Here is an 11,387-nt window from a genome sequence, read left to right on the forward strand (position 1 = left end):
GCTGTCAATGCGGTCCAGTCATCATACCTGCGCAAAAGCCTGGTCATTCGACATGGCTTCACTCGCGGCAGACCTCACGCTCGATGATGCCGATACGGAGGCGAGTCAGTCTGCGCGCTCGGAAACCGTTCTGCTCCCGCCAATTGTACGGTGTCACCCCCTGCCGGTCCTTGAAGGCACGGTAAAATGAACTTGTGTCCTGATACCCCAGGAGGATGGCAACCTCATCGATGGCAATCAACGGATCGGATAGCAACTGCTCTCCCAATTCCAAGCGCGCGTCAGAAAGAAGTGCTCTGAATGTCGTGCCCTCTTCGGCGATACGGCGCTGCAATGTTCGCTCGCTTGTACCGAGGTCGCGGGCGACGTCGCCCAGCTCCGGCCGACCGCTTGCGAGGTTCAGCTTGAGGATGTTCTTTACCTGCTCGGAGATCGTGCTCTCATCGTCCAAATCCCTTCGCGCAGCAGCCAGTGCCGGTGTCAGCAGGTCGAGGAACTCCTCGTTCCGGCCCGGAAAGGGGCGGTCAAGATCAGCGGATCTCAATACGAGCAGGTTCCTGGGCGCTCCATACCGGATCGGACATCCGAAATACGTGTCATGATCCTCACAGCCTGGACCAGGCCGAGCGAAATCGATGCGGATGGGCGTGATATGCTGACCGGTGCCTTTGCGTCCGAGTTCGATGACGAAGGCGAACGAGGTGTCGATGGAGATCGCGGGCTCCGGCTCCGGTGAATATGGCCACTCCTTTGAAAGAGCGAACTCGCCGTCCCGTTCGGCAATGAGGAACCTTTCGCACGGGCTGAGCCGTTTGAAGCGCTCTATGCGACCCAGTGCATCGCGGTAGTCGGCGGCGTAACACGCCGCCAAAAATGCAGGTTGATGTCCGGAACGGTCAAATGCCTTGACGAACCTGATGGCAAAGCCGGGATCGTCGGCAAGGACCTCGACTGCCTTGTAGATCGCAAAGATTTGCGCCGTGGACAAAACCGCATGAGGATTCAGATGGAGCATCGCCGGCAAACGCGCTTGACGCAGAATGACGGACGGCTTCAGCCCTGCCTCCGAGAAAGCCCTCCAGAACGCCTGGGGCATCTTGCATCGATCTGCCGGAGCCCGGTTCATGGTCAGCGCTTTCCCTTTCGGCGAGTTCGATAGTCCGATTATCGCCCGCATCGCACTTCAACGGGATTGGATGAAGCCGACAACCACATATAATTCGATCTGTCGCCGCATTCTTCATGGAAGCAATCGCATCCAGCTTAGCCGGAAACATAGACGAAGGAATAGCAAAATGCGCCAGATGAGTCGCGATTCACGCCAGCGATCCGCGCGAATATAGCTACCGCATGTGTAATCCGGATTGCCTGTCCCTCATCGATATAGTCGACGAACCTGGATCGACATCCCTCGTCACCTCGATCCACCGGGCATTGCCTTTACGATGGTTTTTCCGCAAGCGGGGGGGCGATCATTGGGCCAATATCACCGGGCTGGCCCGCGCGGCCGAGCGCCGTCATGTCGCACACCACTTCGCCGCTGGCGTCGGTCTGGATGGTGCCGGGTGCCACAATATTCACAGTAATCCAACGCAGCCCGAGGTTCTTGGCTATATATTGGATGCCGCAGCAATCGGCAGGGTGAGGATCAGAGCTCATCCACTGCCTGCCTGCCGTCCGCTTGAGGGATACGTGCAATAACCTTGATCTCGAAATCGAAACCGGCAAGCCAATTGACGCCTACAGCTGTCCAGTTCGGATAAGGAGGTTCACCAATTTCCTCCGTCCGGACAGCCTGCACAGTCTCAAACTGTTCGTCCGGGCTGGTGTGGAAGGTGGTTACGTCGACAACATCGTCGAAACTGCATCCCGCAGCAGCCAGGACGTCACGCAGATTCGCGAAGGCCCGCCGAACCTGATCCTCGAATACAGGCTCAGGCGAACCGTCCTCACGGCTTCCAACCTGACCCGACACGAAGAGGAGATCGCCCGAGCGAATGGCTGCGGAATATCGGTGAACATCGTACAAGGCATGACGGTTGGCCGGGAAAATGGCGTCACGTGTAGGCATCTCGGACTCCTTCTGTCTTTGCATAGGCTGATACGAGGCAGGAGATAGGGCATCGGGAATATGCATATTAGCCATTGAAACCGGCATGAGGTGATGCAAAATCCCCATCAATGCCTCGGCCATCACTCAATGATCTGACCGCCTTCGTGGCTGTTGCCACGCATCGCAGCTTCCGTCGAGCAGCGGATGAGATCGGCATGGCGCCTTCCACATTGAGCCACGCTATGCGCGCGCTCGAGGAACGTATGGGCGTGCGTCTTCTGAACCGCACCACAAGAAGCGTCTCGCCAACAGAAGCCGGCTTCCGGCTGCTCGACCGCCTTCAGCCGGCACTCGTATCGCTCGACGAAGCGCTCGACAGCGTCGCAGGGTTCCGGGGCAATGTCGCAGGAACGGTCCGCATCAATGCACCGCGACTGGCAGCCGGGTTTCTCGTTCGCGAAATTCTTCCGCAGATGGCGGAACGCCATCCGGACGTAACCGTGGATATCGTCGTCGAAGGGCAGCTCATAGATATCGTTTCCTGTGGATTCGATGCCGGCCTGCGTCTCTTCGAGTCGATCCCGAAGGACATGACCACCGTGCCGCTGGGACGCCCGCTGGCCTTCGTCTGTGTTGCATCGCCCACCTATCTCGATCGTTTCGGCGAGCCGGAAACGCCCGACGAACTGCAACGCCATCATTGCATCGGTCATCGCATGCCCAGTGGCAAACTGTACCGATGGGAGTTCGAACGCGCCGGTCAGGAACTGGTGATCGGCACAAACGGCCCTGTCGTCCTGGATGACGAGGAACTGATGGTCGACGCGGCAATAAAAGGTCTGGGTATCACCTATGTGGCCGATTGGGCCGCCGAATTGGCCTTGTCCGATGGCCGGCTGCGCAAGGTTCTGGCCGAGTGGATGCACGCCCCGGAAGAAGTCGCGATCTACTATCCCGGGCACCGGACCGTTCCACCGGCGCTTCGGGCCTTTCTTGATGTTGTCAAGGAACTGCGAAGGAAATAGCCTTGGGACTCGATAGGCGGCGCATCTTAGGAATATGTTCGGATATTCAGAACGGATGCCGCGTAGACGGAAACACAAACTGCAAGGCAGTCTTCGGCAGACTGGAATTGGCAGCTGGCGCTAGGCAGATGAAAACGTAATCGAGAAGCGATTGGCAAGCCGTATCTCCCGAGTGGAGCGTTGGGCCAAACCGCGCCTGGTCCTGGCAAGTTCCACAAGTTTCTGAACCCACATCGCCAGCACCTTGCCCCGGCTCGCGCGCTTTGACCGCAGTTGAAGCACAATCCACGCAAGCACCAACTTTGTGCCGGATGATCGCCTTGATGAGGTCGAAGCGCTGTGGGAAATGCCCATACAGAATTTCGACGCCTATAACGGCCTCCGTCGCGATGGCATGCATCGATCGCTTCTGCCTGTCTCGCATCCCCAACTCGGCGTCACCTTTATCCGTTGCGCACCTGCCCATGGAAAACCAAACCATGTTCCCTATAGATCACTCGGATGGCGATCGTTCGGAATCGTTGCTGACTATGCGAGCACATCCGCCCGGATTTCCGGTCTATGTTCGATAACCCGAATGCGACGCATCCGCAGGGTGTCCCGCTTTGGCGGTGCGTTGAAAAGCCGACCATACTCGCGCGTAAATTGGGAAACGCTCTCATATCCCACCTCGAACGCTGCGTTGCTTGCCGAGAAGCCTTCGTCAAGCATGAGGCGCCGTGCTTCGATAAGACGCAATCGCTTCTGGTATTGCCCCGGCGTCAGCGAAGTCATCAACTTGAAGTGCTTGTGAAATGCGGTCAGGCTCATTGCCGCTGCCGCTGCGAGCCGTTCTACAGGCAGGCGTGAGCGATACTCCGCCCTGAGAATCGCGATGGCCGAAGCCAGGCGGCCAGCGTAGCTGTCAGGATCTGCAAGCCTCCGTAACGCGCGCCCATGCGGACCCAACAGGAGCCAGTAATGCAGTTCCTGCATAATGCCGGGCCGCAGAATAGGCGCTGCGTCCGGCCGGTCCAGAAATTGCATCAGGCGTGACACGCAATCGAGCAATGCTCCTTCGGTATCATCGGCAAACAGCGTTGGCATTCGCGATGAACGTGATGTGGAGGTATCGCCGATTTGTGTCGCGACCTCTCGTAGCAGCGCCATCTCCAGTTCCACGGCGACCGCAAGATATGGCTTCTCTTGACTGGCCTCGACGATCCGTCCGACGACAGGCATGTCAGCCGCCACGATGACAGATTGTCCGCCGCGGAATACGCGTTCCTCACTTCCAACTATCATGCGCTTCGCGCCCTGAAGCACAAAGCAGACAAGCGGCCGGTAGATGGTGTGCAAGTCACCGGCAGGTTCTTCAACGCACATCATCCGCAGTCCCGGCACCGGAGTGAGGGCAAGGCCATCGCGATTCGCGTGGCGCTGCGCATAATTGTGGACAGCTTGCTTGAGCGCATTCATATCGCTTGCTCCCGTCTTTCGGCCTGAATGTAGCACGCCAGCGGGGGAGTTTCACCGTCTGTGCAGGATCAGGCAAGTTTTGTGCAGATCGTGGCAAGCCTTTTTGTGCGCCCTCGCTGTAGAAAAATCCTCACAATGTGGATGCGGGCCCTCTTGCTTTCGGATGCCCGCATCAAGCTGACAGACACGCGGGGGAGGCAGCCTCCAGCAGCAGGAACTGGCGAAGCTCAAAGTGAAGACGACGGATAACACAATTCTCATAACCGGCGGCGGCTCCGGGATCGGCCGAAAATTTGCGTAGTGTTTCAACGCACTCGAAAACACCGTAATCGTCGCAGGCCGGCACATGGAGGCGCTGGAGGAAACTATCGCCGGCCGCCACGACATACACGCAGTGACGGTCGACGTTAACGATCGCAACCAGATCGGGGCATTCACCGTCCGCATGATTGCCAAACACCCGGAACTGAACGTGCTGATCAACGATGCCGGCATCATGCGTCGCGAGGAGCTGACAAGTAAGCGCGACCTGGATGAGGCGGAGCAAACTATCGCGATTAATCTTCTGGCACCGATCCGGCTGACGAACGAACTGATCAGTCATCTCATCAGCCAGCCCGATGCAACCATCGTTAATGTGAGCTCAGGCCTTGCCTTCGTGCCGATGAGCAGCACGCCGACCTACAATACCACCAAGGCCGCGATCCATTCCTACACGGTCTCGCTGCGAGAACAGCTCAAGGGAAAAGTTGAGGTCATCGAGCTTGCGCCACCCGCGGTGCAGACCGAGTTCATACCCGGTCAATCCACGCGCGAAGGCTATATGCCCCTGGGTGCCTTTATCGACGAGACGATGATGCTGTTCCTGCAGCAATCGACGCCCAGGGAAATCCTGGTCCAGCGGGTCTGTTTCCTGCGCTGGGCAGAGCGAAACGGGAACTTCGACAAGGCAGTCGAAATGCTTGGCACCCACTGAGCGAAACGCTCGCCTATGCTGTAGCGACAAAGCATGGGCCTTGCACTCCAACGGGTCGCGGACCTGACAACTGCCGGCGCAGCGTCGGCCCTTCAGGACTCTGTCGTCCCATCCGGCTCGTCACCCATCGTGTCTGCAAATTTGCGCATCAGCCGCACAAGTTCATCGATCTCGCGCGGGTCCCAGCTTGCAAATGCTGCCATCGCAACTCGTTCTCGCGCCGCGTCTATCTTGTCGGTCATTGCCTTGCCCTTCGACGTCACCACCGCCTCGTTCACGCGGCGGTCGGCCGCACTTTGCCTGCGTTCCGCCAGGCCGAGACTTTCCAGCTTGGCCACCTGGCGGCTGACCGTGGTGTAATCGCGGCCGACCCGGTCGGCGAGTTCCACTATGCCAATCGGGCCAAGCCGCTCGATCCCGACCAGCAAGGGGAACAAGGCACGGTCGAGTGCGATTCCGGCTTCCTTTACCATTTGCTCGTCGCGCTGAGGCCGGTTCATCAGGCTTACGATATCGATCAGCGATCCGTGGAGTTCGCGGATCTGCTGCCTCTCTATATGTGCAATTTGCACATTTTTTCTTGACGACATGTCAACCCCTTTTTATGTGCATATTACACACATGGAGACGAACATGACAAACGATTTTGCGGCAGATGTGCTCATCTGCGGCGCAGGAGCGGCTGGCCTGACATTGGCGATCGAGCTTGCGCGGCGCGGGGTGTCTTTCCGGTTGTTCGATAAGATGGACCAGCCTTTCCCCGGCTCGCGGGGCAAGGGAATTCAGCCCAGGACACAGGAGATTTTCGAGGATCTCGGTATTCTCGACAGGGTCGTTGCCACCGGCGGGCTCTATCCGCCTTTGCATGAGTATCGCGATGACGGCAGCTCTTCCGAAAGACATGCTGTCGAGCAGCTCGACCCGACACCGGCGGAGCCGTACCACATCCCGTTGATGCTGCCGCAATTCCTTACCGAGCGAATCATGCGGGAACGGCTGTTCGAACTCGGCCACCGGGTCCAGTTCGGATACGAATTGACCGACTTCGAGCAAGGCGGGGGCGGCGTTACGGCACGCTTGGCCGGACCTGGTGGCGAGCAGACCATTCGCACCCGCTATCTGATAGGAGCGGATGGTGGACGCAGCTTCGTGCGGGGAGCGCTCGGCATCGGTTTTCCGGGCAAGACCTTGGGCATGCGCGCAATGGTGGCGGATGTCGTGCTAAGCGGGCTGGACCGCGATAGGTGGCATCAATTCAACGGCGGCGACATGGAGCGAATGGTCGCCATCTGTCCGCTTGCCGGAACCGATCTCTTTCAGATTCAGGCGCCCATTCCACTTGAAGGCGAATTCGATCTTTCGGCAGACGGTCTCGGGAGGATGATCGGCGAGCGGACGGGCCGTAAAAACATTCAGGTGCATTCGGTGTCCTGGGCATCGGCCTATGCGATGAACGCCCGGCTCGCCGACCGCTACCGGGCCGGCCGGGTATTCCTTGTCGGCGATGCAGCCCATATCCATCCGCCGACAGGCGGGCAGGGCCTGAATACCAGCGTGCAAGACGCCTACAATCTGGGCTGGAAGCTTGCCGCCGTGATCGGCGGTGCGAGCGGGGAACTTCTCGACAGCTACGAGTTGGAGCGCCGCCCCGTGGCCGAGGTCATGCTCGGGCTCTCGACCCGGTTGCTCGACGCCGGAAAACGGGGCGAGATGCGCCGAGGGCGGGAGGTGCAGCAGCTCGATATCGGGTATCCGGCTTCGCCGCTCTGCCTGCTGCCGTCCGAGCGCAACGGAGGCCTGCGGGCTGGCGACCGGGCTCCGGATGCTCCGTTCAAGGGGGCTGCAGGCCAGAGGTCACGGCTGTTCCAATTGTTTCGGGGGCCGGATTGGACGCTGCTTGTCCATGACGTCGACCTAAATCCCTTCATCCCCCGTGCGGGGTTGCGCATTCATCATATCGGTCCACATGGCGAGATCATCGATGCCTGGCATCATATCGGCGACGCTTATGGGCTGAAGCCGGGCGATTGCGTGCTTGTTCGCCCGGACGGATATATTGCCGCCATCCTGACCCCCGATGCGGTGAAGGCGGGAAAGATCGACGCCTATCTGGACCGCATGGGCCTCCTCCCTGTCCGGAGGCCGTAAATTGAAGGTCGATCGTTCAACGGAGGATGCAGCGGGAATAGCTCTCGACCGGCGGCGCATCCTGCCGGTCTTCTTGATCGTCTGCACCTATTCTGCAGGCGCCGCAGCCATCCTGCCGGTTCTGCCCTTTCTCATCCAGTCCATGGGCGGCTCCCCGCTCGTCATCGGCATCGTCATCACGGCGGAAGCCATCGGACAGTTCGCCTCCGCCCCCGTTCTTGGCCTGCTTTCGGACCGCTTCGGCCGCAGGCGCGTTCTGATGATGAGTCAGGTCATTGCGGCAGTGAGCCTTGTGTTACTCGCATTCGCCCCCGGCGTCGCCTTCATACTGCTTGCCCGGATCATGTTCGGTCTGACCGCGGGTAATGTTTCCGTGACCGCAGCCTATGTTGCGGATCATACGCATGCCGGAAACCGAAGGCAGGCCATGGGGTTCCTCATGGCTGGCGCAGGCCTGGGCGGAATCGTGGGGGCGGGGCTTTCGGGGTTGCTGTCCCATACCTCCTTGAACGCGCCGGTCCTTGCCGCACTCGGCCTGGTGATTGCTTCGGCGGTTATCACGGAACTCCGGCTGGACGACGAACGGGCCGCAGGTGGCATCGGGCATCATTCTCAGGCCGAAACCGCCTCGTTTCGCGCGATTGTGGCGTCTCCGGCGATTGGAATCCTCGTGGCCGTAATGCTCTGCCACGTCTTCGCCTACGGGATGTATATCTCGCAATTGCCGGTTTTCCTGGGCGAGACCTTCGTCTGGAACGGCCATGCATTCGGAGCGAAGGAGTTCAGCTACCTCATCATGGCCGATGGCGCGATCAACATCCTTGTCCAGATTTTCATGCTGGGCTGGCTTGGGAGATACCTGACGGAACGCAGCATGATCCTGCTGATCTTCACGTTCATCTGCCTCGGCTTCGTGACCGCCGGTCTCGCCACGACAATCCCGGCGCTGGCTCTCGCGGTTCTGTGCGTCAGCACCGGGGATGCGCTCGCAAAACCGACCTATCTTGCGGCATTGTCAACACTTGTTCCGCCGCAACGGCAGGGAATCGTTCTTGGCGCCGCTCAATCCCTGACCGCAGTGGCTGACATCGTTTCCCCGGTTCTTGCGGGCTTTATCCTCGGATATGCGCTGTATGGTATATGGATTGGCGCCGCAGTCGCTGTGGCCGCCACAGGAGCGGTCATTGCCGCGACACTGCTCCACATCAGAGCGGAGACGCCGAGGTGTGACATGTAGGCCCCGACGCGATCCTGCTGGGCGGCGGAAACCGCGGGGCAGGCTCCGAAACCGGATCGGTCACACTGAAGGCCTGCCCGAGGTTCCGCGTCACGTCACCTGCCACCGTGCCGGGAAAGCCAGCCCCAGAATCCGATTTCTTTGAAATGCACATCCGTCATGTAGAAATCATGATGATGATGGATATCCGGGAGCAGCCTTGTCCTGTCGGGCAGCGAGAAGCTAATGATGACCGCATATCTGGAGAGATTCGTGACACGGAAAATTTTGAGCATTGTGAAATGGTTTCTGGGCATTTGCTTAGTGTTCATGGTCGGATTGTTCGCGTGGCTCCATGTCGCACCTCCCGATCTCATCCGTGTCGGATCGAACTATGCCGCCAAGATCGTCTGCTCAAACATGTTCATCGCGGCGCGCGCGCCCGACGCGGTGCTGGCCAGGGATGTCCAGGCACCGGGCCATCCCCTTTTGCGCCTGATACGGGTAGATGTCGATGAATCGAACGGTACAGTGCATGCCGAACTGCTCGGCTTGTTTGGCGATGGGCTTGCGCTGGAGCGTGACGGAACCGGCTGTGCTGCGGTACCAGACGGCAATCTCTCCGCCGCATCCCATGCGCTGGCGGCTGGAAATGACGCTTCGGATAGCCCGGAAATATTTCCTGATGACCTGCCGATAATCCACCCGGAAAATCCGGCATTGTCGGCCGCGTTGGACGATGCAAAGCTCACTGGTCCGGGCATGCGTGCCGTCGTGGTGCTCCGGAACGGACACATCATTGGCGAACGTTACGGAACGGAAGGACATGTTGATCAACCCCTGCTCGGCTGGTCGATGACCAAGACGGTGACTGCGGCCCTTATCGGCACATTGGTTCGCGAGGGCAGGCTTTCTGTCGAGGATGATAACCTGTTGCCGCAATGGCAGGACGATGATCGCGCCAGTATCACAATCGCTGATCTGCTCGGGATGGAAAGCGGCCTGGCGTTCAACGAGGATTATGGCTCCGTCACCGACGTCACGCGCATGCTCTACCTGGAGCCTGATATGACCTCCGTTCCGGCGGGCAAACCCCTGGTCGCGGCGCCGGGGGAAATGTTCAGCTACTCAAGCGGCACCAGCGTTCTTCTGTCGCGCATCTGGCAAAACACCTTCGATGATCCCGGTGACGCCCTTGGCTGGCCCGGCAAGGCGCTGTTCGGCCCGCTCGGCATGTCGACCGCTGTCCTGGAGACCGATGCCAGGGGAACCTTTGCGGGATCATCCTATCTCTATGCCTCGGCCCGGGATTGGGCCCGGTTCGGGCAATTCCTTCTCGATGACGGCATATGGAAGGGCGAGCGCATCCTGCCGGCAGGCTGGGTCGACTGGATGCGGACACCGACATTGGCATCCGGTGGCGAATATGGCCGGCATCTCTGGCTGCACGGCCCTCGCACCGGCCAGTCACAGGACGCGGATCCTGACGCGGATTACGAGATACCAGAGGACGCCTACTGGCTGCTGGGCCATGACGGGCAGACGATGACCGTTATTCCCTCGCGCCGACTTGTCATCCTGCGCATGGGGCTCACCCCGGCCAAGCACGGATACAAGCCCCAGGCATTGGTGGAGACTGTGGTCAGGGCGATTGACAAGGTCGATGGGGTAGCGCAGCGGTTTTGAGAATCCACGCGGCTTTGCTGTGCAAATGGTGCTTTGGGTATAGTTTCCCTTTCCCCGGACAAGCCTGCCCTACGGCCATTGTAATCCACCCGCCAAGAGCCGTGTAACGGTTCACGACGGCGCAGTGGGTTTGCGGCTCCGCGCCTTGCCGGTCGAAGGTCCGTGTCATCATGCTCTGCTCCAGACATTTTACACAGCGCACCTTCGTATCTATGCGGCTTCGGCGGTGATATTGGCGCCATCGCCGCCAGATCACGGGACCGGGATATTCGACTGCCCGGAGGATTTCATCGCACGGGCGCGGGCTCCCGCAGTTGTTGGCCCCAAGGTTTGGCATTCTTGCACGGCGAAGTATGGGCATGACCGCCATCGGCTTGAGTAAATGTGCGAAAGCCTCTGCCGCTCGCTCCCACAATCGCCCCGCTGCGCACGATGAGAGCTCCACGCATCGGCCGACCGCCCGACCTGCCCCGATCAGCGCAACCGAATTCCAGTCACCCGAGTGAATGGTCGGGATGGCCCGCCAACCGGCCATATTTCTTCGAAAGCTCGTATCTGGCCTTCACGAACAATCAGAGTATTGTCAGGAAGGCCATGAATATCAGGCTTGCCCCGCGAGCGAGGTCGGCATGGGAAGCTGGGCCCTCGTAATGTGCAGCAGAGCGCCAGACACCGACGACAGCAACGATATTGTAGGGTACCGATACCGCGTAACCGAACATCAGCGTGATAAGCGGCCGGTCAAGCGTGATCATCGTCAGGAACAGTGCACTGGTTGTGACATTGACAATCAGACCGGTGACGACGGTCCATGTCCAGAAGGCT

The 11,387-nt window shown here is 59.6% G+C and carries 11 protein-coding genes and 1 pseudogene; 5 read left to right on the plus strand and 7 right to left on the minus strand.

Translation table 11 applies throughout. From position 1 onward, the window contains the following. Positions 1–58: 58 nt before the first annotated feature. The 3 genes from C9E81_RS13290 to C9E81_RS13300 all read right to left on the minus strand — a co-directional run bounded on the left by C9E81_RS13290 (position 59) and on the right by C9E81_RS13300 (position 2,194). Positions 59–1,096 carry an AraC family transcriptional regulator gene (locus tag C9E81_RS13290; RefSeq protein WP_208021170.1) on the minus strand — a complete coding sequence of 346 codons (1,038 nt, stop codon included), beginning with the start codon at positions 1,094–1,096 and terminating at the stop codon, positions 59–61. Positions 1,097–1,440: 344 nt separating this feature from the next. Beyond that, the gene (locus tag C9E81_RS13295) at positions 1,441–1,659 is read right to left on the minus strand and encodes a hypothetical protein (protein WP_122112825.1); all 219 of its coding nucleotides are present in this window, start codon (positions 1,657–1,659) and stop codon (positions 1,441–1,443) included. Beyond that, positions 1,649–2,194 (minus strand): RidA family protein, encoded by a 546-nt coding sequence (locus C9E81_RS13300; protein ID WP_243698642.1) that lies wholly within the window; start codon positions 2,192–2,194, stop codon positions 1,649–1,651. Before C9E81_RS13300 ends, C9E81_RS13295 begins: the two co-directional genes overlap by 11 nt. On the opposite strand from C9E81_RS13300, the gene C9E81_RS13305 reads away from it, so the two are divergent. Further along, a complete protein-coding gene (locus C9E81_RS13305) occupies positions 2,182–3,078 on the plus strand; it encodes a LysR family transcriptional regulator (RefSeq protein ID WP_122112826.1) in 897 nt (298 codons plus the stop codon). The genes C9E81_RS13300 and C9E81_RS13305 overlap by 13 nt on opposite strands. Before the next feature lie 528 nt (positions 3,079–3,606). On the opposite strand, the gene C9E81_RS13315 is transcribed toward C9E81_RS13305, so the two are convergent. Beyond that, on the minus strand, positions 3,607–4,536 hold the full coding sequence (locus C9E81_RS13315) for an AraC family transcriptional regulator (RefSeq protein ID WP_122112828.1): 930 nt from the start codon (positions 4,534–4,536) through the stop codon (positions 3,607–3,609). A 328-nt stretch (positions 4,537–4,864) separates the two neighbouring features. Here C9E81_RS13315 and C9E81_RS13320 point away from each other — a divergent pair, with 328 nt between their 5' ends. After that, the gene (locus C9E81_RS13320; protein WP_279432715.1) at positions 4,865–5,512 is read left to right on the plus strand and encodes an SDR family oxidoreductase; all 648 of its coding nucleotides are present in this window, start codon (positions 4,865–4,867) and stop codon (positions 5,510–5,512) included. Between the two features lie 92 nt (positions 5,513–5,604). Here C9E81_RS13320 and C9E81_RS13325 read toward each other — a convergent pair whose 3' ends face one another. Continuing rightward, entirely contained in the window at positions 5,605–6,084 is a 480-nt protein-coding gene (locus C9E81_RS13325) for a MarR family winged helix-turn-helix transcriptional regulator (protein WP_243698643.1), read from the minus strand. A 61-nt stretch (positions 6,085–6,145) separates the two neighbouring features. On the opposite strand from C9E81_RS13325, the gene C9E81_RS13330 reads away from it, so the two are divergent. The 3 genes from C9E81_RS13330 to C9E81_RS13340 all read left to right on the plus strand — a co-directional run bounded on the left by C9E81_RS13330 (position 6,146) and on the right by C9E81_RS13340 (position 10,562). Then, entirely contained in the window at positions 6,146–7,660 is a 1,515-nt protein-coding gene (locus C9E81_RS13330; protein ID WP_122112830.1) for an FAD-dependent oxidoreductase, read from the plus strand. Between the two features lies 1 nt (position 7,661). Further along, entirely contained in the window at positions 7,662–8,897 is a 1,236-nt protein-coding gene (locus C9E81_RS13335; protein ID WP_122112831.1) for an MFS transporter, read from the plus strand. 252 nt (positions 8,898–9,149) lie between these two features. Next, on the plus strand, positions 9,150–10,562 hold the full coding sequence (locus tag C9E81_RS13340; RefSeq protein WP_243698644.1) for a serine hydrolase domain-containing protein: 1,413 nt from the start codon (positions 9,150–9,152) through the stop codon (positions 10,560–10,562). Between the two features lie 67 nt (positions 10,563–10,629). Here the strand turns inward: C9E81_RS13340 and C9E81_RS23320 are convergent. Beyond that, positions 10,630–10,930: pseudogene (locus C9E81_RS23320) on the minus strand (IS5/IS1182 family transposase); the annotation flags it as partial. A gap of 204 nt (positions 10,931–11,134) precedes the next feature. Further along, the coding region (locus C9E81_RS13345) for a hypothetical protein (RefSeq protein WP_122112832.1) at positions 11,135–11,387 on the minus strand (253 nt) is incomplete at its 5' end.

Source organism: Paracoccus alkanivorans (genome assembly GCF_003697785.1).
GTDB lineage: Bacteria > Pseudomonadota > Alphaproteobacteria > Rhodobacterales > Rhodobacteraceae > Paracoccus > Paracoccus alkanivorans.

Excerpts from the sequence above, each read along its gene's own strand:
- C9E81_RS13305 (WP_122112826.1), top strand. The coding sequence starts at position 2,182 with ATGCCTCGGCCATCACTCAATGATCTGACCGCCTTCGTGGCTGTTGCC.
- C9E81_RS13300 (WP_243698642.1), bottom strand. The coding sequence starts at position 2,194 with ATGGCCGAGGCATTGATGGGGATTTTGCATCACCTCATGCCGGTTTCA.
- C9E81_RS13290 (WP_208021170.1), bottom strand. The coding sequence starts at position 1,096 with ATGCCCCAGGCGTTCTGGAGGGCTTTCTCGGAGGCAGGGCTGAAGCCG.
- C9E81_RS13315 (WP_122112828.1), bottom strand. The coding sequence starts at position 4,536 with ATGAATGCGCTCAAGCAAGCTGTCCACAATTATGCGCAGCGCCACGCG.
- C9E81_RS13330 (WP_122112830.1), top strand. The coding sequence starts at position 6,146 with ATGACAAACGATTTTGCGGCAGATGTGCTCATCTGCGGCGCAGGAGCG.
- C9E81_RS13295 (WP_122112825.1), bottom strand. The coding sequence starts at position 1,659 with ATGAGCTCTGATCCTCACCCTGCCGATTGCTGCGGCATCCAATATATA.